The following is a 21832-nucleotide window of genomic DNA, read 5'->3' as shown; positions in this document are numbered from 1 at the left end:
GCAGACACTTTACATCCGCCCAGCACTAAGCCTGCGATCGCCAAAGACATTAAAAGAAATCGATTTTTATACCGCATGTTAGTCTCCTGAGTTGCTTCATGCCCGTTAATCGGGATGTTCTGTTGCCGTGTTCCGATCATTTCCCATCCCCGACATCCAGCCCCGTCCAGTGAGCGGCAAAAGCCCACATATCTGCCGTTTCCTCAATGATCTTGTCGGTGGGCTTGCCCGCTCCATGTCCCGCGCGCGTTTCGATGCGGACGAGGTGCGGCTTGTCACCGATATCCGCCGCCTGAAGTGCAGCGACATATTTGAAGGTGTGACTTGGAACCACGCGATCGTCCGTGTCGGCAGTGGTGGCGAGGATCGCGGGATATGCCTTGCCGGATTGGATGTTGTGATAAGGCGAATAGCTGAAGAGGTTACGGAAATCCGCTTCCCGTGCCACAGACCCATATTCATCTACCCATAATTTCCCGCCCGTGAACTTGTCGAAGCGGAGCATATCCATGACACCAACTTGGGGCAGCGCGGCGGCGAACAAATCCGGTCGCTGATTGACCACTGCGCCGATCAGGAGTCCGCCATTCGATCCGCCCTGAATCGCCAAGCCATTTTGGGGCGTGATACTCTGTGCCTTCAGATACTCGCCCGCTGCGATGAAATCATCAAAGACGTTCTGCTTCTTCTGACGACGACCCGCTTCGTGCCATGCCTTGCCATATTCGGAGCCGCCGCGAATGTTAGCGATCGCATACACCCCGCCCTGTTCGACCCACCCCAGAGGCTCTGGCGAGAAGGCGGGAAGCATGGGGATGCCATAGCCCCCATAGGCATAGAGCAGGGTCGGTGCCGGACGGGTCACATCCTTGCGCCGGATGATAAACATCGGAACACGAGTGCCATCCTTCGACCTGTAGAAACGCTGTTCGACCGCGATCCGGTTTAGATCGATCGCAACTTTAGGTTGTGCCCACACCCGCGCCGTATTGCTGGCGACATCGTATCGATAGATCGTGCCCGGAGTGTTGTAGCTGGTGAAGACGAAAAAGGTTTCCGGGTTGCCCTGCTCGCTCTTGAAGCCGCCAGCGGTGCCGATACCGGGCAACTTCACCACACCATCAGCCTTGCCATCCAGCGTGTAGCGTCGAATCTCCGTCTTCACGTCAACCCGATGGGAGATGAGCAACCGTCCACCGACCAGCGAAGCATTGCCCAGAACTGAATCCTGCTCCGGTACCACATCTGTAATTACTGGGTCAGCAGCGGCGATATTCATCGTGACGACCTTGAGGCGCGGTGCGTTCTGGCTGGTGGTGAGGAAGAACTTCGTGCCCACATTACCAACGACGCTCCATTCATCGTCGAGATTATCGACCAATTTGCGGGGTTTCCAATCGGCGCTCTGGAGATCCACCACGGTCAGGGTGTTGGTTGCTGAAACGGGCGTGGAAAGGATCGTGACATAACGCCCGTCTGCGGTAATGTCAACGTTATGCACCAGGGTCGGCTGATCCGGGGTGGCATAGACTAGCCGATCTTGCGCTTGGGGGGTGCCGATCGCATGGAAATAAACGGTCTGATTTTCCACGCCCGCCTGGAACGCTTCGCCTTGCTTCGGTTCAGGAAAACGGGTGTAGAAAAAACCGGAGCCGTCCTTGACCCAGGCGATGCTGGGGAGCCTCGCCCATTTGATCTCATCGTTGAGTACTTTGCCTGTGTTTACGTCCAGCACCCGAATCGTGCGCCAGTCGCTGCCACCCTCCTGCACTGCATAAGCCACGCGCTTCCCGTCGTCAGAAGCTGACCATTCAGCAAGTGCGGTCGCCCCATCCTTTGCCCAACTGTTGGGATCAATCAGTACGCGCCCTGCGCCATCCACACTGTCGCGGACATAGAGAACTTGTTGGTTTTGAAGTCCAGAATTGTAGAGGTAGAAATACTGTCCACCCTTTTTGACTGGAATAGAGAACCGCTCATAGTTGTACAACTGCTTGAGTCGATCCTTGAAGATATCTCGACCCGGCAGCGTATTGAGATAAGCATTGGTGACTTTGTTCTGCGATTCGACCCAGGCAGCAACTTCCTTGTCGTTGCGAACGTCGTTTTCCAGCCAGCGATAGGGGTCGGCGATCGTCTGCCCGAAATGTTTTTCGGCGACATCGACCCGCTTAGTTTCAGGATAGGTGATTGTAGGCATCTTCGCTGTAGACTCCGTGCAAGCGGAGGCGAAATGGGTAGTAAAGAGTAGCGTGAGCGCGAAAAGGGCTGCGCGACGCAGCGGTATCTTTTGAATCATTTTTGCTATTCTCCAATTTTTATTCGGAATCGATGGAGCGACTGACGTAGAATTGCTCGTCGATAGTGGCATGATGTTTCAATGAGACTGTAAATTAGTCCTCCCAGCGGGAACCGTTGATCCTGAGTCGTGCGTGGGTAGGTTGCGATCGCGCGGGTGGTTAGAAGGAACTTGAGACATGGTGATGAACTCCTTGAGGACGACGGGTGAAGCGATCAGGGGTGCAGTGGAACAAGGACAACGTACCGTAGTTGCTCAAGCAGCCAGAAATTAACTCACTGTGTATCCGCCATCGATCACTAAGGGTTGCCCAGTGATGTAGCTGGCAGCATCAGAACATAGAAACACAACCGCTTGAGCAATTTCTGTTGCCTGACCGATTCGACCCATCGGAACCATAGACCCGAGATCATCGAACGTTATGCCCATCTGGTCAGCGCTACGAGCCATTAGGTCAGTTGCAATGGGACCGGGGTTGACGGCATTAATCCGAATGCCCTGTTTGGCATAGTCGAGGGCAGCCGATCGCGTCAGCCCCATCACTGCATGTTTGCTGGCAACGTAGGGAGATATCCCCGGAAGCGCAACGAGACCATTCGTTGACGAATTGTTCACAATCACGCCTGCGCCCTGGGTCAGCATTTGTTGAATTTCATATTTCATGCACAGAAATATCCCTCGCGCATTGATTGACATAATTTGGTCAAAATCCTCGATCAATTGTTCGTGCAGCGGTTTAACAGCAAGATCAATGCCAGCATTGTTAAAGGCACAATCGAGTTTGCCGTAGGTGGCGATCGTTTTCTGCACCAGGGCTTGCACGTCCGCTTCACTGGATACATCTGATTTCACAAACAAGCACTCCGCTCCAGTCTCACGGATCAGAGCTGTAGTTTCTTCAGCTTCTCCATCGCGGATGTCAGAAAACACCACTTTTGCGCCAGCAGCACCAAAGGCGATCGCGGTTGCTCTGCCAATACCCGATGTTCCTCCAGTGACTAAAGCGACTTTATTCTGAAGTATCATCCTGTTTCTCCTGTTTCAATAAGCATTGACTAAAAAAGTGATGGCTTGATGACTCAACTTGTAGTAAGTTGCGCCGCGATAGATCAGCTTATGAACTGCTAGACTGCCTGGAACTTTTATATCATGAGCATTGATTGCCGCTTCCATCTTGAGCAGGACTGAGAGGTTGCTTTGAGTGGGAATAGTATTTATCTGCATATCGTCATTCTCCATTGGTTCAAAAGTGGTTTGGTCAGCGGCTCGGATCATACTTTGCTGGAAAACAAATCGAATCTGTGTTCATAGTGTGTTCCTCATTTTTACTTGAACTATCTCCATGTACAGTCGTGTCCCTACAATCGTGTTCTTTTTTAATAATTACTATGACTTTTTTAGGGTTCACGCCATCGGTAATCCACTGGCACCCAGGCATAACCTTGATCTGCTGCCCGAAGATGCCCAACGCCTGGAAAGGGCAAATGTGCACCTGCTACCAAAATTCGTGATGCTTCTGCTCTTGCAAACTGTTTTTTGCGTTGTGCAGCAGCAGCATTAGAATCGACATCATAAGCAACCGTGATTTCTGGCTTGGGAAATTGCACCGAAGCAAAGTGAACAATATCGCCCCAAAACTCGATGCTCTCGCCCTTGCTTGCCGCTACATAGCAGCTATGACCAGGAGTATGTCCCGGTGTGGGATGCGCGGTGATTCCCGGTAAAATGGCGGTTTCGCCAGAAAACGATTTCACCTTTCCGGCATCTAAATAAGGTTTGACGGTTTTCGCGGCTTCGTCAAAATATTTTTCAGCGACGTTCGATCGCTTGGCATTCGTTCGATCGAACCAGAAATCGACATCAGGTTTGCCGACATAAATTGCAGCGTTGGGAAATACCAGTTGACCTGCTTCGACCAGACCACCGCTGTGATCGGTATGAATATGAGTCAGGAGGATTGCATCAATCTCGCTAGGAGCGTAGCCTGCTGCCAAGAGCGATGTCTGAAGCTTGCCGCCCAACTTTGGACCAAAGAAGGTTCCTGCTCCCGTATCGACTAGCACCTGCTGATCTCCAGTATCGATCAAGAAAGCATTAATAGATGCTTCGACAGGATTGGTTAGAAAGCTTTTGTGAAGCAGGCGATCAGTTTCTGCTGGATTCGTATTCGACAGCAGCGTATGAAAATCCTGGGGTAATGTACCGTCGCTCAATGCTGTAATTGTGAAATCACCTAACTTGAATGGATAGACACCGGGCACTTGAGCGATCGCACTTTTGCCTAGTGATATCGTTGGAAACATACAAGAGGTCACAATCATTAGTACTGTTGTTGCAACAGCTATCATCAGTCTAGAAAGCATATTAGAACTCTTTCAGTGGTAATTGAAGCTAAATCGAGGCTGTTTATTAAATATCTCTAACTTGATCTACTCAAAGTGTATAAAGTTTGAATGCTCAGTTTCTTTCAGATTCTTAGGGCAGTTTGTTAGATTTTCATGGGGTTAGCGAACCTGCTTTGGTGTCATTCCAGTCAGGCGCTTGAACTGTTGCGTCAGATGGCTTTGACTGGAAAAACCGACTTGTAAGGCAATGTCCGCGGTAAGCGTTCGCGGAGCGTCTCGTAGAGAAGCTATCCCGAAGGGTTATCGCCCAATCCGTTTTCAACAGCATCATTTCGGCCCGTTCCACTGGCTGTCGAATCACATACTGATGCGGTGAAATTCCCATTGCTAGTTTGTTCAAACTAGCAAAGTAAGTCGGGCTAATATTGATAACTTCAGCAATTTAAGTCAGTGACAAGTCTCGGTCAAGATGAGTATGAACATAGTCGAGTACTTGCTGCAATTGGGTGTGCGTTAAGCCTCTGTTTTTGAATTCAATTGTTGGTATTGTAATTGTTAGCATGGTTCAAAAATTGCTAATCTTGTTCAACAAAACAGGCAAAAGATAGCTATCTAATTTCCATAGCTTACCAGCACTAATAAACAAGTCAGATATGAATTGGGAGCAAAGATCGGGGAACTTAATGACTTGCAGCAATAATGGCTGCCATCAATTTCGCCGTGTTGCAGTGCCCGGTATACCGAGTTCCATTGATAAACAGGGCTGGGGCAGACGTTACTCCACTATGTATTCCGCCTTCGATATCTTCATTGATACGAGCGATATGCACTTGTTTAGACAACTCTTTGAGAAACTGAGGAATATCAAGCCCTAAATCATTGGCGTACTCGACAAGATAACCGTTCTCCAACTTTTGTTGATGGGCAAATAAAGTATCATGCATTGACCAAAACTGTCCCTGGGCGGCGGCGGCTTGGGCGGCTTGGGCTGCCCGTTGAGCATGGGGATGAATCTGTGTTTGCGGAAAATGGCGGAAGATGGAGCATAAATAATCCTCTCCAAAAGAAGCACTAAGCTCTCGTTTGATAACTTTAATCATCTTGTAAACGTCCGCACTTCTTGAGCATTGATAGTCTCCATACATCACCAGCACTACCTTGGCACTCAGCACACCTTGAATACGATCTTGGGTTGAAGGTGGTACAAGTAAGGAACTGTGGCTACGGTCGTCGCTCATCTTTCTACATCTGTACAAGCAAACTGGAACCTTGCAATTAAGTTGCTCAGTCAATTTACTCCATCACGATTGATATAAATTCAATATAAGAAATTGACTTTAAGTTGTCGTCTACAATCAGTTAAATTTTTTACACTATAAATCGATGGAGCAACCGTTCTATCCCAAAATAGAAGGTTGGCTCTAACTCAAGTTAGAATCCGAATTCAATCGAAAGTACACACTATAAACTGACAATGCCGCGTTTAACGGCAACAATCACAGCTTGGGTGCGATCGCTCACATCTAACTTATTTAAAATCCGATTTACATGAGATTTAACAGTGCCTTCACCAATACTCAAAGCAGCCGCAATCTCGGCATTACTCATCCCCTGTGCCATTGAGCAAAGTACCGCCAGTTCTCTTTCACTCAGTTCTGGATTGCTGAGGCGCTGTACCAACTTTGCCCCCACATCAGGCGGAATATACTGCTTACCCCGATGAACGGTACGAATGGCATTCAGCAACTCGTCAGGTTCAGTTTCTTTCAACAGGTATCCTTTTGCACCTGCCTGCAATCCCCGATAAATATCTTCGTCACTATCATATGTTGTTAGCACGATAATCCGAGCCGATTTAGTGGTAGCACGAATTGCACCGATGGCGGCAACTCCTTCAACTTCAGGCATTCGGAGATCCATCAGCGTTACATCCGGTTGGTGTTCCCGAAATAAGGCGATCGCCTGTTCTCCATTTTCGGCTTGTGCAATCACCCTCATATCTGGGTCACGGTTAATAATCGTGGCTAATCCTTGCCGAAAAATGGCATGATCGTCTGCAATCAGAATGCGAATTGTCGTCGTGGCTTGGCTCATCGTGTTACTCACTCCCGATTGACGGTGACAATAATCTCTGTTCCTCGCCCAGGTTGACTCCTAATCGTTAGTTGTGCGCCGATGCGCTCTGCGCGTTCGCTCATGCCTAATAAGCCAAAACCATCAGCGGATGGAACGCTCCCAACTCCAAAGCCCTGCCCATTGTCTTTTACGCGCAAGCAAAACCGATCGCGATCGTATACTAGCTCCACCCGAATTTCGTCAGCATTGGCGTGTCTGATAGCATTGGTTAATGCTTCCTGCCCAATCCGCAGTAGGTGACTTTCTACTTCAGTGGCTAGAGAATACACTGCACCCTCGATCTCATAGTATAAAGTGGTATCAGTTGCGGCAGTTCTAATTTGAGCCACGAGACGATGTAGAGCGCTCTGTAAACTGCCCTCCTCCAAAAGCTGAGGACGGAGCGCGATCACCGATCGCCGCGCTTCACTCAGTCCAGTTCGTGCCAATTCTTTGATCAGGTCTAGGTGTGCCTGAGTTGCTTCTAAATCATCCGTTAGCACCTGGTTTGCTGCTCCTACCTGAGCCAGAATGCCTGTAAACGCCTGAGCGAGTGTGTCGTGAATTTCGCGTGCCATGCGGTTACGCTCTTCTAAAATCGAGGCTGCTTCTGCTTGCTTTTGCAGGGTGATATCCGCAATCACTCCTTCTATGCATTCATCGGCTGCATTCAGACGAGAGGAGTAAAGCCCCCAAAACTGTGTACCATCTCGTTTTCGCATCTGTGCTTCAAAGCTTCGCAGTTCCCCATCACGCTTCAGCAACTCAATGGCTTGTTGACGATCGCTGGGATTTACATAACAGTCTGTGGTGTGTTCAAGCCCAATGATCTCCTCTGGTGAATCAAAGCCAAACAGATTTGCAAAGCGCTGATTGGCATCGAGAATTAATCCATCATAGATGCGGGTTCGGTAGATGCCGACTTGCGAGTTTTCAAAGATAGTTCGGAACTTGGCTTCACTGCGTTGTAATGCTTCTTCTGCTTGTTTACGCTGGGTGGTGTCATTGCCAACCGATAAGATTTCAACTAAATCTCCCTGTTCATTCAAGATTGCTTGATTAGACCAGGCAAGCCAAACTCGCCTACCGTCTCGACACAGGTTTTCACCCTCGCCTTGCGGGTACGATTGAGGATTGCGAAGTAAATCGTGGATAAATGGTCTGACATCGCGTCCAGAGGTTTCGATTTCTGGAACGATCGTTTCAAGTAAGGTTCGCCCTAAAATCTGATGTTCTTCATAGCCCAAGAATTTCACCCCATAATCGTTGATGTATCGAATCCGTCCTTGCGGATCATAGCGAATGATCACTGAATTTGCGGTTTGTACCAGGTTGCGATAATTCGCTTCACTTTGTCTCAATGCGGCTTCGGTTTGTTGACGTTCAGCGATCTCCTGCTGTAAGGCTTGAGTTCGCTGTTCTACTTTCCTTTCCAGTGTTTCGGAATAATCTTCTAACCGTTCATATAACCGAGCATTTTCTAGTGAAATCGCTGCCTGAGCAATCAACAGTTTGAGGACTTGCAAGCGATCGCTGGTAAACACTCCGGTACTGAGATTATTTTCCAGATAAAGTATGCCAATAAACTGATTTTGCTTGAGAATTGGCATACAGAGGAGCGATCGCGTCTGTTGGTTTTGAATATAAAGATCGGTCGAAAAAGACGGTTCGCTGACTGCATCATCAAGCACTAGCGTTTCTTGAGTGCGTTCTACCGAGTGAATGACGGAGATCGGAATTGTGACACAGCCAGCAACATCGACCTTTCCGAGAGCGCACTGTCTACTCTTGCTGCATTGAGCCACCACAGTCAGCCGATCGTCTTCTAGAAGAATCAGAGCGCCTGTTTCGGCTCCGGCATTTTCGATCGCCACCTGCATCAACGTGGCAATTAATCGATCGAGATGGATCGTTTCTGAGAGGGCTTGAGCTGCTTTCATCACCGCAGCCAAATCCATCGCCGCTGTCGGGCGATGGATCGTTTCATCGGTCACGATTAGATTTGATTGTCGAGTCAGGTTGGTGTTGAGTAGTTGCGGATAGCGCTTTTCTAAATCTTTAACTTTAGCGGTTGCGCCCCAGCGATCGTAGCAATAGTGCGCCTCTTTCATGTAGGTTTGAGCAATTTTTGACCGACCTCGCACCAAATAATGTTTAGCCGCTAATTCATAAGCTAATGCTTCTTCTTGGATAAACTCATTTTCAGCAGCACCTGCGATCGCTCGTTCATAAAACTCTTCAGCCTCAAAGAACTGCCCTAAAACTCGCGCTTTCTCTGCCTCAACTAGATGAAATTTGTGGAGATAATTCATTGGGGCGTGTTCTGCCCATTTTTGCATCTTTTCTTGGTTGGTGTTCACACAACTTAGCCACGCTGCTTTTCTAGGGCTTGAAGCCTCAACCAGTAGGCTCAAAAGCACCAGAGAATCGTAGAAATGGAATATAAGTCCTGTTACCTCTTCTAAAAACTGCCTTGCTAACGCAGCAGTTTGTGCAGCTTGATGATACTCCCCAAATAGATAACACAGTATAACTTTGGTTAAATAGAAGTAGTGAATTTCAGTTCCGTCTTTAACTGCAATAGCGTGCGATAGCGCTTGCTCTTCATCATATACACTACCAATTAAACGGCTGGGATTCTCAGACCTACCCAACAGATTAAGGATTGTCTGCCACAACACTGCAATCCAATTAGAGGGGTTTTCCCGTCTAATTTGTTTAATTGCTTTGCTGTAGGTTGCCGTTTTTTGTTCCAGTTGGGTGAGTTCTTCACCAACAAAAAACGAGTAACAACATACATTACATGCAGCATAGCTAGCGAATTCAAAGTCTCCGGTTTCTACTCCGTTTTGATAAGCATCAACCAGAATTGGTATTGTTCTCCTAAAATGTACCTTCCAGTGCAGGACGTTGGCACTCAATACCGTTAATACTTTAGTATTACCTTTTTTGGTATTCAATCGTTCTGCCAAGCCCAGAGCCAATTGACCAAATTTATAACCGAGTTCAATGTCTTGAACAACATCACCTAAAACAACTCCGTAGCTAACATAACCCATTGCTGACCACGTAGCATTGCCGTAGTTGATTGATAAACTTACCATTTGGCATACAATCAGTATCATCATTGCTGGTGACACCGTACATGCAGGAACCGCGATATTTGCCAGGATATAAATTGCTGCCAGCGGTTCTGGTACGGTCATCTTTGGTAGATTAATTAAGTCTTCGAGTTCTCGTCCAGCTAATAGTCTAGCCGTTGACTCCAATTCTTTTTGAACATCTAACTGACTTGGAGTTTCTATTAAGATGACTCCCAAAAGATTCAACACTTCCAAGCCAATTTTAAGTGCTTCTTTTAGCTTGCCCTGTGATAAACATCTTTGAATTCTGCTATCGTAAACCTGCACTTTATCAAGCACTGTCTTAGCGCGATCGAGTACCACTTCTACGAAGTGTTCCATCTCATCAAAGCGACCCTGAAGATATGCCGCTTCTGCTGCTTGGGAGTACAGCGCCAAGGTAAGGTCATACTCACTGTGCCAACTCTTCTTCTTGAGGAGTTTCAGTCCTGTAGTGAAATACTGAAGCGCTGCTTCATAAGCCGTTGCTGCTTTTGCTTTCTGACCTGCCATCAAATTTAATCTAGCAATTTCAGTTCGTTCTGGTTGCTCCCTAACTAGCTCAATTCCTTGATTGAGATGATCCACAATGGCAAACAGCCGATCAGTTCGTTGCTCTGGTGAAGTTTTTTCGAGTAGATTGTAACCGATTTGGAGATGAACAACTTGTTTGTGTGAATCATCAATCAAGGCATATCCGGCTTGCTGGACGCGATCGTGCAAAAACTTATACTCTTGAACTAATAAATCTTCGTCCAATTCAGACAAGGGTTGAATTAATCCAGCTTGGATTGCTGCTAGTATATCTGGGAAAATCGCTTTAGGCGATCGCTCACAAACGATCGCTAACGTATCTAAATCAAATTCAGCTCCAACACAAGCGGCTAAACGGAGAATTTGCCGTGTTTCTTCTGGCAATTGCTTCAACTGGAGCAGCAGCAACTCCACCACATTATCAGTAATATCTTGTGCTTCAATCTGGGCTATGTCCCACTGCCACCCCCCTTTACTTCCCACGCCACTTCTCTCAACGGGGGGAACCCCCGCACAAGAGTGGCTCCCCTTACTAAGGGGGTCAAAGGTCAACAGATTTTCGCTATACAGCATTCTTAAAAATTCACCGACAAAAAAAGGGTTGCCCTCGGTTTTACGTAACACTAATTGGGCTAAAGAACGAATGGTGTCAATATTTTGGTGTAGCGTCTCGGCAATCAATTGACTCAACGATTCGGGTGTTAAGGGTGTCAGAATTATCTCCTGAAGCACTGCCCCTTGTTTTCGCAGTCTCTCCAGTGTCAAGACCAGTGGATGCGTTGGATGCACTTCATTATCTCGATAGGCTCCAATCAAAAATAGACATTGAGTCTGCTCGTCGAGTAATATTAGCTCGATTAACTTTAGCGTGGCTGAGTCGATCCATTGTAAATCGTCTAAGAAGATTACCAGGGGATGCTCCTTTGAACAAAACACCCGTACAAAATTTTGAAAAACTAAATTGAAGCGATTTTGAGCTTGTGTTGCTCCAACTTGGGGTACGGGCGGCTGCTTGCCAATGATTAACTCAACTTCTCTTATGACATCAATGATGATTTGTCCGTTGCTTCCCAATGCCGTCAGCAGGCGATTGCGCCACTGTTGCAACTGCTCATCTGGTTCCCCCAGTAGTTGCTGCACCAATTTTTGCAGGGCATGGGCGATCGCGCTATAGGGAATATTGCGTCGAAATTGGTCAAACTTACCAGAAATAAAATAGCCGTGCTTTGCCGTGATGGGTTTATAGAGTTCCTGCACCAATGCTGATTTGCCAATTCCAGGATAACCAGAAACTAGCATCATTTGAGCATTTTCTTGATTCCCTCTTTTGGCTACTCTGTCAAACGCCGCTAATAATGCTGCAATCTGGGCTTCTCGTCCGTACAGTTTTTGGGGAATGTGAAACTGCCCCGAAATATCTTGAAGACCTAATTGGATGCGATCGATTTGACCGCTTTGGGCAAATTGCTGGGCGCTCCTTTCTAAATCCGCCTTAATTCCCCAGGCACTCTGATAGCGATCTTCGGCATTTTTTGCCATCAGTTTCATCACAATATCTGAAACTGCTTTGGGAATCGCTGCATTCAATTCGTGAGGCAAAACAGGCGATTTGGCAATATGGCAATGAACTAGCTCTAGTATGTCTGTTGTTGGGAACGGTAGCTGTCCGGTGAGCAGTTCATAGAACGTTACACCGAGCGAGTAAAAATCGGTGCGGTAATCGAGCCAGCGATTCATCCGCCCCGTCTGCTCCGGAGAAATGTAGGCAAGTGTACCTTCTAATACATGAGGACTTTTGAAGGTTGGATTTGTGCGATTAAATCGGGTGGCAATGCCAAAATCAATAATTTTAACCACACCCGTATCTGAATTGAAGACGATATTGCCAGGGTTGATATCTTTGTGGATGATATTAGCGTGATGAATTCTGCCTAGAATCTCTGTAATGTCAATGGCTAATCTGAAGAAATTGGATAAGGGCATGGGGCAGAATCTTTCTTTTCGCTGCTGCATCCATCTCTCAATAGATTCTCCACCAAAATCTTCTAAGAGAATAGCGATCGTGCGTTGATAATCTTGCTGGCTGTACGCCTTGACAACTCCTGGGAGATTCAGGGAGCGGGTAATTTCATATTCCTGTCTGTAGCGAGTTAATTCTTGGGGAGAGGGGTAATCAAGCTTTAGCAGTTTGACGATGAGCGGGCGATCGTCTTGCTCTGTGATGCCCCGATACACTAGAGATGCCGAACTTTCATAGATTTTGCTATGGATGGCGACTCCAGGCAGGGCGATCATATAACTCTCTCCCTATGAGTGTCATCATCTGTATTATAACCCATATTCCGCACCCTAACTGTCACACATCAACAAAAAGCTGACATAGTAGTACATAAGAACTAAGGTTGATTCAAAAGTTAAGAGACTTAATGCCACTTTTTCTCATTAAGCTTCTTAATTGGGCGAGAAGAGGAAGTTTTGTAACGAAGACAGAACAAAGGAAAAACTTCATAATTAAAAAATAATTGATAACAAAAATATCAATGAGAGAATTGCAACATAAGTTGTGGAGAATACTGTTGTAATGTTGAATAACGAAGACATTGAAATTCAGAATATAGACCATTTAGGGATAGTAGCAGGAATCATAGACGCGATAGGATTAGTAGAAACAACCACTCTCATTAATAGGTAAAGAGAAAGGAGAAAAAATCAGTCCAGGTCATGTAGTTAAAGCCAATATCCTGACGGGAAATACTGCTGCTAACACGTTGAGCACAGGAGATGGTAAGGATCATGGATTAAATAACGTGTAACTCTGGTTTAACGGTGTAATTCCATTGCGGCAAGAATTCATCAAAAACAATCTTCATATTTGATTTGAAGTCAAGAGCCACTTTTCGGCCCGTTTGATAGGTTTTATCAAGAATCGTCGTAAACACTTTGAGTCCTGTTCGAGTGGTGGCGGTTGCCATGAGGTCTTTTACAGTCTGAACACGCTCAAAAATCACCCCCTACCTCTTCATGCTCTTATTTTGGCAACGGTATTGTTACTTGCCTTGATTTTTTTATAGCTGGGTATTTAAATCAACTAAGTGACTTAGGATTAACTCCAGGATGAGTCACTTAGCAGCTTTTTTCAAACCTTGCCATCTTTGTCGTAGTTGCTGCAAGTTAGGTGTATGACCGCCATAACGCCAGCCAACATAAGCTTGACAAATTTCATCTATAACCTCAGCAGTTGCTAAAGCATGATGCTGGTATGAGACTCTGGCATACTCTAAAGGTGTTTGTGCTGGATGTTTGCCTAAACCTTTTTGAGTTGTCCATTGCAGCATTTGTTGATAAAGGCTCTCCATCGCTGGCAATTTCTTTAACCATCTACGGTTGCGCCACTCTCGCCACTGACCCCAACCCAGCCAACTTAAGAAAGCTGCTGTAGTCCCCACAATTAAGCCAGTTAATACACCAAACCAACCTTGAGAGAATAAAGCTAAAAACCAAGCGATCGCTCTAATCACCCACTTAAATATTGTCTCAAATAGATTATTCAACAAACCTGTCACCGGAGAAGGCAACCAGCCAGCAACCCAATGCCACAATTGGCGCAACACACTAAAAGTCTGAGTGTCTTCAATGGATGGCGGAATCAGAGGATGATTGGGAATAGGGTCAAAGGCAAACCAACCATATTTCGGAAAATACACTTCCGTCATCGCATAAGCATCAGTATTACGGACAACATACAGCCCTGTAAATGGATTAAATTCTCCTGCACCAAATCCTGCTACCAACCGCGCTGGGATGCCAATGGAACGCAACATCACCGTGAGAACTGTTGAGAAGTGGTCTGGATAGCCTCCTTTTTGCTTAAATAAAAAAGTTTCTACCAAGTCTTCTTTTTCACTCAAATAAGGTAGTTCTAAGGGATTTTGGGGAATAGAGTAGCGTTGCTTTAAATATTGAGCTAAGTAGAGAGCCTTTTCATAAGGTGAATCCAGGCTTTTAGCAGACTTTGCGACTTTTTCTTGATTGTAGTTAGCGAGGATTTCTTCGGTACGTTGCCGAACTTTTTCGGCAATTTCGGGAGGAATTTGCAAATAATACTTTTTAATTTGTGGTGGATATTTAGTAGAAGCTTCACCTAACAAAGTGCGATCGCGGTATGGCACTTCGGAAACTATTGTGTAGGTAAGACCTTGTGATAATTCTACAGGCGATCGCAATCCGTCTTCTTTATCAACAGCGATCACTGGTGCTGGAAAGTAAACTTCTTTGGGATAAGTCATCGCTGGAATCAGGTTAGGCAAATCCGACACCACTGTATAAGTTTGTACTACCTCTTGGGTTTTACCAGTAATTACAGATGGAGAAAGAAAAATTTGGTAAGACCAAGGCGATCGTCTAACAGTCGTCACATCTTCATTGCGAGAAACTTCCCATCCCTTACCTGTATAACGATCGAATCCTAGTACTCGCCAAAAACCCTCAGCTTGCGATCGCACCCGCATGACAACCTTGGGTTTCATCTCGCCCCGCAGGTTTTGGTTTATTTGGCTATTAAAACCGTAATAAAAGTTATTATCTATTTTACCTGGTTGACCAGTTTTATTTTGTCCCGTACCACCGCTACCACTGCCTTGATTATCAGCTTTACCTTGGCGGACATAACCGGGATTAATGATACTACGTCCGGTGAAATTACTTTTTACTTGAATAGCAGAACTTACAGGAAAATTCCGTAATTGATAGCCGGGGAATCTAGGTAAAACAGCAAAAATTGCCAGTCCCAGACCGACAATTAGTAAAAAAGTTAAAATTAAAAATTTAAAATTAAGACTTGAGGAATTCTGCTGATTGAATTTTTCCTTTTGGGTTTTTAATGGCTGCAAACCCAAGCGTGAGCGGTAATCTAGTACTAGAGTTGGTAGAGCGATCGCTAAAAATAACAGCAACACAGGTGCAAATGCGAAAGTCTGACTCAGGGTTGCTGCCACACCCAATAAAATCAGTCCGATAACAATCGAATAGCCCAAATTTTTCCGGCGGGGTGTATCAAAGCTGTGTAACACCTGAAGTTGAATTAATAACTCTGCCAAACCCAACCGCGTATCATTCAACTCTCCTACTAATCGCCCAAAGAAAGCGCCCAGTGCTACTAACATTCCGATGGCGATGCAGAATTTAATTGCAACATTGCGATCGCGGCGACGATAATAACTCCAAATTGCACCTACTATACTCAGGGGTAATGCCCAAAAACTGAATGAAGTTTCAGCAGCAATATCCGTCGCCACAATTCCCAAAATAACCAACGCTAGCACCAGCACCCGCAATAAAATTGAATCTTCCACTTCAATCAAAGGCGGCCCCTGCGGATTTTGCCGCCAGAAATTACCTACAGGGAGACGCCAAAACCGATTCATCCTGGATAAGTTAAACATTTGAGTCTAATGCAAGCAATGATGTAGATGCAAAAAACACAATGGAGGGGAATCATTACTTACCCTACTACTGTGTCAAAAAATGATATGGCATTTCCTAATCAATCGTAAGGTACATCATAGCCCCCTGCTCGCAAGCGGAGAGGGGGTTGGGGGTGGGGTTCTTGTACCTCAGTAATAACTGCTTCTCGTAGACACCCTAATGACCGTTTATTGAAAAATAGGATAAGCTTCAAAACCAGGAAAATCCTCTTAATATATATCGGCGTTGATTGACATAGTGTGCTAGCGGTGGAAATTTAAACTAAATCGTGGGATTAATCACAAACAACAACGACTGTTCGTCTATTTCTGGAAATTCAACTTCCAGGGTATAAGTTGGGTTAAGTTGCTCGCAGCCTAACTCTACATTTAAGTATCCCGAAGTCGAAGATGTTGTCATTGCTAAAGTGCCACTTCCCCGCAGCGTCAAAGTTCCTTTAACAGGTAACTCAGCTTGAACAAGTAACTTCGTAAGTTTACCTAGAGACTGGTACTCTACTCTGATATTCAAAGCACCAACACTGGTTAGCCATTGTCTTTCTACCACGGGATTAGTTGCTGAAAGTGGTAGAGTCAGATTTTCCAGCAGTTGTTTTGCTGCTAGCAACGACAAAGCCATCTGTTGACGCGGTTGTAAATCTGAGTAATCGCTCTCAATAGCGGGCATTGTCTCCAGAGTATTTACAGACCGATAGGTGCTTCTTAGCACCAATCCAGCTATGTCATTTAGTGCTTGAGACTCATTGGGGAAAAAGTTCTCCACCACTTGAACTAATTTTGCCCCCAACGGCACTGAAGATGTCACCAAAGCCTGACACTGTTCTAGCAATTGCTGGAAAACTCTTTCCGGTAAGCGAGTCGGCAAGGTCAACTTCGACTGTTGTACCATCCATCCCCAGCTAGGAACGAGTGTCATTGACGGCTCATCAACAAAATCAGGATATTCAATTAATTGTGTTTCCCAAGGAAACAACGGTGGGTGCTCTTGGGCTTGAATTTGTAGCCGATGCTTAAGGACAGCTTGAAAACGATCTTGCACAGTAGGAATTTCTCCCAGTTGAAAGGTCTGGGGCGTTCCTCCCAATTTTGGCTCACTGCTTTTTGAGGCAGTAGCTTCCTTGAGGAGGTTTTTTACCCCGTCATTTTCCTCACATTCTACCGATTGCTCGTTATTTTTGACATCATCTGTCAATAACAAATTGAGACACCGGTGTTGTAAGGATTCTGAGTCACTATTCATGAGTAGATGCACCTGATCCGGAAACTAATGAGTTACGAATTTCCCAAGCTTGCTCAAGAATCTTAAACCATCGTTTTTGCAGTTGTGCCATTGACAGCCCTAAAGTTTTTGCTATTTTTTCATCAGCTTGTCCTTGTTGCTTCAACTCTAATAAAGACCGTTGCTTATTGTCCAGCTGTGCTGTGTATACTTGCCATTGCTGGGGAGTTAAGCCCAAATTTGTGTGCAAAGAAGCTTCCAGCCACTCGTGAACTAATTCCCAACGGTGCAACAGAGCGAAGCGAATCAAATGATACTTAAAGCGCTGCTGCAAATAATCTCTCTGACGAGGAGTTAAACCTAAAATTGACTCAATTTCCTGTGCTGATAAATCCTGGAGGCGGAGAGAAAAGTAATCAGCGCAATCAGATTGTTGTCGTTGTTCGAGATAATTCATTAATTCTGTAACGACAACAGAGCGCAAGGTGTCTTCTTCGGGTTCGGGTTCGGCTTGCGTTGCCATTGTGGAGCGCAATTGGTGAATTGCTGGTTCTTCCCAAGAACCATCACCTTCATTATTGCTACCTTCTGCGGCTTGTTCTATATCTACGCTAGTTTCTGGGGGCTGCTGTTGGGAAAAAGTTTGTGCCCGCAGGATAATTAGCTGTTGCTGACGACCTGGTAAGGGAATGCGTCGCTTGCCGTAGCGCTCGGTAAATGCCATATACTCGGACAATTCCAAGAGCGTCTGAGGGCGATAAGTAGCACCAAGTTGATTTTCTCGCCGGAAAGCGTTCAACGCCTCTAAATAAAAACTCTGGAGAAAATCTTCAATTATCGTCAGCCGCCCTTGATAGCTCAATTGTCTCTGAGGAGGATTAATATATCGATAAATAATTGCACTCAGAGTACTGTGTAATTCGACCCTGCCCCGATTTGAACCCAACTGATAGTACCTGAGACACTGTTGTAGCCGATGCCGAGCCAAGGTCATCGCCGAGCTTTCTACAGATCCAGAAGCTTGGATACGTTTACTCTCATGACAAATCCGGTAGACTTCGTTGGTAATACGTGTTGCGACATCATGACAATTCTGTTCCGAAGCCTTAGTTGACTGTTGAAACTCCTTGGACAGGAGTTGAAAGATCGCCTCCACGCCTGTAGAATTTTCTCCCAGAATAGTTGCAGATGGAATAGTTGCGGTTGCGGCTGAATTCATAGTCTCGGTTTTTAAAAGACCCTAACTTACTTAAATACAACCTGTAAGACTGTGGGTATTGGCTGGTTTGGTTTTACGTATAAGCTAAACGTAGGCCAATCCTATATTGAGGATGTGGCTGATTTTATTATTCCCAATTCTGATGGGATTGTTCACACATGATAGATGTTATTGCCATTACCCAGGAGCCGTATACAAGTCATTATGGATTTAGAAGCACAAATTCAATTGCTGATTGACAATGCACCCCGCGATGGTATGACACCACATCTTGTTGCAGCAATTGCCCCTGCCCTTAGAGCGATCGCTCAAAAATTACGTTACTCCCAGTACTATATTCTCCAAAATTCGGAGTCAAGCTGGGTTTTAACTACATTGAGCAATCGTGCTAATCCAGGATTGGAAAAACGTGTGATTTACGCTTTCCCTACCATACAGGATGTCTCTCTAATTTCCCCTGATGGGCTTGACCCTCAAATGCTAGCTAAAATTACTCCTGTCACCCATATTTTGTTCCAATTGGTGGCATTAGAACCCGTAGATAGTATCGTTTTTTTGGAGACGCCGGGTAAGACCACTCATACCGTCGAAGTTCGACGCACTGAACTAGAAAAACTCATGCAGAAACAGTTACGACAGAAGCGATCGCCTAAACAGATACCCCCTAATATTGCATAGAAAAAATTTGGATGTGGAGTTTTTTCGATACAATCCCACATCCAAAATTTTAAATCTCAAATTTCTTGAAAAAAGTTTTCTAAATCAGTGAAAAAAGAAATTTTTTCTTTCCGTTACACCATGCAACTGACTCAAGTCTCGCTGAAACCTAAAATTGATTAAAAAACAGTTATCAGTGAACATTTTTCCGTTTTCAAGTTTTAGTTTCCCAGTGAAGCAGAGTCTTATACTTAAAAACTTTCACATCAAAAAATATCCCATTCTTTATTATGAGATGCCCACTAACCAAAAGCAGGCAAGTCTTTAGAGTGAGCGCTCAGTCAAACACTATCTACCCCACAAGTAGTAGTAATTTATTTTTTGGAAGTTCTTCAGGATTTCCAAATAAAAACCCCACTTTCTACCTGTTAAACAAGTGGATTAAATTAAACATAAAGCTGCCTTAGTGTGTTAAAGCGTTGCATAACACAACATTTCAGGTTTTCGGTGGGTTACAGAAGCCACAACACACCCACATCTAAATCCCCACTTTCTACCTGAGAACTGATAATATCAAGTCCGGTTAACCACTTATGATTACTGGATCTGTGCAAAAATCCCAAAAGCCTCTTTCCCCCTGCCCCCCTGCGGTGTAAATGATAAGTCTTTGACCGGACATGATATAACTGATTTAATAGAGGCGACTCAGTGTGTACTCAGCGATGTTAATCAATGCCTGATGGGATTCTGAGAATGGGAGAACTGCAAGATGTTCAATTGCCAACTTAGCATGGTGAGCAGCTAACTCTCGCGCCTGCTGTATACCTTGACTATCTTGAATCAGTGCTAGTGCTTGCTCTAAATCTCCTTCTTGAGCAAACTCTCGTTCAATCAGCACTTCCAAGGATGGTTTTTGGGCTAAAGCAAATAAAACGGGTGCAGTCAGATTACCACTTTTGAGATCCGACCCCACTGGTTTACCCAAGGTATCTGTTGTACTGGTGAAATCTAAAATGTCATCAACAATTTGAAATGCTATACCAAAATGACGACCGTAGCTATACAGATGCTCAACAGTTTCTCGCGAGACTTCACTGAGTAACCCAGCAGCTTTAGAACTGTTGGCGATTAACGAAGCTGTTTTGTAGTAACTCTTCTCAATGTACGTTTCAATAGAGATACCAGCATCAAAACGATTTAGTCCCTGCTGAATCTCCCCAGTAGCCAAATCCATAATGACTTCTGAGAGCAGTTTCACTACTTCCAAATTGTCCAAGTTTGCTAAATACCAGGACGATTGGGCAAAGAGAAAATCTCCTGCTAAGATGGCAATGCGGTTCCCGAACAAACTATGAACGGTAGGAACGCCTCGCCGCACGTCTGATTCATCTACCACATCGTCATGTACCAAGCTTGCTGTGTGAATCATTTCTGTAATCTCAGCAAGGCGGCGATGACGCGGCGTAATGTCTTGTTCTAACATTGTTGCCCGCGATATTAGCAGGACAATTGCTGGTCTGATACGCTTTCCCCCAGCTCCGAATAAATGTTCGGCTGCTGCAAACAGAATGGGGTGGCGATTTCCAACTAGCTGTTTTAGGTTATCTGCTAGTAGTCGCAGGTCTGCTTCCACAGGGGTAAACAGGGAGGTGGCTGGGGTCATGGATGGGCGGACTCTGACTTAGGTTACGAAAGTTTACATATCCTATACTCATTTTAAGATAACCCTGTGCCAGCGCAAAGTTTTCATCAGGTAATCCCATTTTTATGAGTCTATGGGTGATAATTAAGGTTGTTAATGCTTTTGTCAATAAGCAATTATGCTTAATTTGTGGCTACTTAAACTTTAAACTAACTTAAAACATGAATTCTCAGTGCATGGGATAAATGTTAGATTAAATTGTGTTAAGTAGTTTCTCATTTCACCTTTCTTGCCACAGTTATCAAGATAATTTAAGCAATATTACTTATTGACAAAAATGAAGCGATTTAAATTTGTCGCCAAGAGCAAGGCTAAATTTCTCTAGATTGAGGTGTAGCTCTTCAAAAAATTTAAAATTTAGCAGCCGAATAAGCTGAAAATTCAGGGTGGTTGTGTTACGCTAAAATATAGGAATTTTAAATTTTGTAAGATATTCACACTCTAAAAGTTAAGTCAGCTACTAGTTGATTTTACTGAGTTGGTGTTGTGAGTCTAAAATAAATATTCGTCGGTTAGGTTAAGGGAATAAATTCTTTAATTTTTCCTACGATAGGCAAAACTCCTGGTTTGGAGCTGTGTGATATTCCTGTGGGAAGCCGCTACACGTACTTAGCGCACGTAGAGCGCAAGCATTGCTCTTTTGGCAGCAGTTTGAGCAAAAATAAAGCAGATCGAGTAGACCGCTGAAAATCGTAGTTTTAGATTGCTAAACGGCAAGCTAACTGCTGTGGGAGCTATGGTCTGCTAGAAGTCGCATTAGGTCATAAATGCTTTTTCCGTAGAGGGTTTTATCTCTATAGGTAATTTTACCATAGGAAACTACAGTCATCAAGAATGCACTTGCTTGGCTGAGGTTCTACTAATTTTATGAAATTTTATATTCGTTTAGAAGGGTGCTAGTAGAACAATGATTTACGGAAGTATACCTATGATGATTTTTATTTTAGCCTCTGGATATTTGTTCACAGTCTACCTGTTATTAGCATTGGCGAAGCGAACGGGTGCAAAGACTGTTCCTACAAGTTTCCCTTCATCTACCGAAGGAAAACACAAGCAGGAGATATCAGTAAGGACTAAGGTGACTCAAGCAGTTAATAGTCAGTAGTTGGGAGTGAGGAGTTAGGAGTTATTAATTCA

General features: G+C 44.9%; 15 protein-coding genes. 2 read left to right on the top strand and 13 right to left on the bottom strand.

Annotation, left to right across the window (positions count from 1 at the left end):
* Positions 1-136 precede the first annotated feature (136 nt).
* From RMY63_RS04230 to hetZ, 12 genes are all read right to left on the bottom strand, one after another.
* Positions 137-2299: a prolyl oligopeptidase family serine peptidase gene (locus RMY63_RS04230; protein ID WP_322727497.1), complete on the bottom strand. Its 2163-nt coding sequence runs from the start codon at positions 2297-2299 to the stop codon at positions 137-139.
* 270 nt (positions 2300-2569) lie between these two features.
* A complete protein-coding gene (locus RMY63_RS04225; RefSeq protein WP_322727496.1) occupies positions 2570-3325 on the bottom strand; it encodes an SDR family oxidoreductase in 756 nt (251 codons plus the stop codon).
* A 15-nt stretch (positions 3326-3340) separates the two neighbouring features.
* Positions 3341-3574 carry a hypothetical protein gene (locus RMY63_RS04220; RefSeq protein ID WP_322727495.1) on the bottom strand — a complete coding sequence of 78 codons (234 nt, stop codon included), beginning with the start codon at positions 3572-3574 and terminating at the stop codon, positions 3341-3343.
* 122 nt (positions 3575-3696) lie between these two features.
* The gene (locus RMY63_RS04215; RefSeq protein WP_322727621.1) at positions 3697-4620 is read right to left on the bottom strand and encodes an MBL fold metallo-hydrolase; all 924 of its coding nucleotides are present in this window, start codon (positions 4618-4620) and stop codon (positions 3697-3699) included.
* Positions 4621-4803: 183 nt separating this feature from the next.
* Positions 4804-4893: a helix-turn-helix domain-containing protein gene (locus RMY63_RS04210; RefSeq protein ID WP_322727620.1), complete on the bottom strand. Its 90-nt coding sequence runs from the start codon at positions 4891-4893 to the stop codon at positions 4804-4806.
* Between the two features lie 431 nt (positions 4894-5324).
* Positions 5325-5882 carry a DsbA family protein gene (locus RMY63_RS04205; RefSeq protein ID WP_322727494.1) on the bottom strand — a complete coding sequence of 186 codons (558 nt, stop codon included), beginning with the start codon at positions 5880-5882 and terminating at the stop codon, positions 5325-5327.
* A gap of 223 nt (positions 5883-6105) precedes the next feature.
* Entirely contained in the window at positions 6106-6738 is a 633-nt protein-coding gene (locus RMY63_RS04200; protein WP_322727493.1) for a response regulator transcription factor, read from the bottom strand.
* A gap of 8 nt (positions 6739-6746) precedes the next feature.
* On the bottom strand, positions 6747-12710 hold the full coding sequence (locus RMY63_RS04195; RefSeq protein ID WP_322727492.1) for an AAA family ATPase: 5964 nt from the start codon (positions 12708-12710) through the stop codon (positions 6747-6749).
* Between the two features lie 503 nt (positions 12711-13213).
* A complete protein-coding gene (locus tag RMY63_RS04190; RefSeq protein WP_322727491.1) occupies positions 13214-13423 on the bottom strand; it encodes an ISAzo13-like element transposase-related protein in 210 nt (69 codons plus the stop codon).
* A 111-nt stretch (positions 13424-13534) separates the two neighbouring features.
* Positions 13535-15838 carry a DUF3488 and DUF4129 domain-containing transglutaminase family protein gene (locus tag RMY63_RS04185; RefSeq protein WP_322727490.1) on the bottom strand — a complete coding sequence of 768 codons (2304 nt, stop codon included), beginning with the start codon at positions 15836-15838 and terminating at the stop codon, positions 13535-13537.
* A 322-nt stretch (positions 15839-16160) separates the two neighbouring features.
* Positions 16161-17138, bottom strand: coding sequence for a PatU (locus RMY63_RS04180; RefSeq protein ID WP_322727489.1), 978 nt, complete (start codon positions 17136-17138; stop codon positions 16161-16163).
* The gene (gene hetZ / locus RMY63_RS04175; RefSeq protein ID WP_322727488.1) at positions 17131-18336 is read right to left on the bottom strand and encodes a heterocyst differentiation protein HetZ; all 1206 of its coding nucleotides are present in this window, start codon (positions 18334-18336) and stop codon (positions 17131-17133) included. The genes RMY63_RS04180 and hetZ overlap by 8 nt, the downstream gene beginning before the upstream one ends.
* 204 nt (positions 18337-18540) lie before the next feature.
* Here hetZ and RMY63_RS04170 point away from each other — a divergent pair, with 204 nt between their 5' ends.
* On the top strand, positions 18541-19014 hold the full coding sequence (locus RMY63_RS04170) for a hypothetical protein (RefSeq protein WP_322727487.1): 474 nt from the start codon (positions 18541-18543) through the stop codon (positions 19012-19014).
* 670 nt (positions 19015-19684) lie between these two features.
* On the opposite strand, the gene sds is transcribed toward RMY63_RS04170, so the two are convergent.
* Positions 19685-20656: a solanesyl diphosphate synthase gene (sds, locus tag RMY63_RS04165; protein WP_322727486.1), complete on the bottom strand. Its 972-nt coding sequence runs from the start codon at positions 20654-20656 to the stop codon at positions 19685-19687.
* Positions 20657-21602: 946 nt separating this feature from the next.
* On the opposite strand from sds, the gene RMY63_RS04160 reads away from it, so the two are divergent.
* Positions 21603-21800 (top strand): hypothetical protein, encoded by a 198-nt coding sequence (locus RMY63_RS04160; protein WP_322727485.1) that lies wholly within the window; start codon positions 21603-21605, stop codon positions 21798-21800.
* Positions 21801-21832 lie beyond the last annotated feature (32 nt).

It is taken from the genome of Nostoc sp. ChiQUE01b (assembly GCF_034531255.1).
GTDB lineage: Bacteria > Cyanobacteriota > Cyanobacteriia > Cyanobacteriales > Nostocaceae > Nostoc.
The sequence above is the reverse complement of the archived record's forward strand: the minus strand, read 5'-3'. Positions and strand labels throughout refer to the sequence as shown.

Excerpts from the sequence above, each read along its gene's own strand:
- RMY63_RS04170 (WP_322727487.1), top strand. The coding sequence starts at position 18,541 with ATGGATTTAGAAGCACAAATTCAATTGCTGATTGACAATGCACCCCGC.
- hetZ (WP_322727488.1), bottom strand. The coding sequence starts at position 18,336 with ATGAATTCAGCCGCAACCGCAACTATTCCATCTGCAACTATTCTGGGA.
- RMY63_RS04205 (WP_322727494.1), bottom strand. The coding sequence starts at position 5,882 with ATGAGCGACGACCGTAGCCACAGTTCCTTACTTGTACCACCTTCAACC.
- RMY63_RS04200 (WP_322727493.1), bottom strand. The coding sequence starts at position 6,738 with ATGAGCCAAGCCACGACGACAATTCGCATTCTGATTGCAGACGATCAT.
- RMY63_RS04225 (WP_322727496.1), bottom strand. The coding sequence starts at position 3,325 with ATGATACTTCAGAATAAAGTCGCTTTAGTCACTGGAGGAACATCGGGT.
- RMY63_RS04160 (WP_322727485.1), top strand. The coding sequence starts at position 21,603 with ATGATTTACGGAAGTATACCTATGATGATTTTTATTTTAGCCTCTGGA.
- RMY63_RS04215 (WP_322727621.1), bottom strand. The coding sequence starts at position 4,620 with ATGATTGTGACCTCTTGTATGTTTCCAACGATATCACTAGGCAAAAGT.
- RMY63_RS04195 (WP_322727492.1), bottom strand. The coding sequence starts at position 12,710 with ATGATCGCCCTGCCTGGAGTCGCCATCCATAGCAAAATCTATGAAAGT.
- RMY63_RS04180 (WP_322727489.1), bottom strand. The coding sequence starts at position 17,138 with ATGAATAGTGACTCAGAATCCTTACAACACCGGTGTCTCAATTTGTTA.
- RMY63_RS04220 (WP_322727495.1), bottom strand. The coding sequence starts at position 3,574 with ATGATCCGAGCCGCTGACCAAACCACTTTTGAACCAATGGAGAATGAC.
- RMY63_RS04230 (WP_322727497.1), bottom strand. The coding sequence starts at position 2,299 with ATGATTCAAAAGATACCGCTGCGTCGCGCAGCCCTTTTCGCGCTCACG.
- RMY63_RS04185 (WP_322727490.1), bottom strand. The coding sequence starts at position 15,838 with ATGAATCGGTTTTGGCGTCTCCCTGTAGGTAATTTCTGGCGGCAAAAT.
- sds (WP_322727486.1), bottom strand. The coding sequence starts at position 20,656 with ATGACCCCAGCCACCTCCCTGTTTACCCCTGTGGAAGCAGACCTGCGA.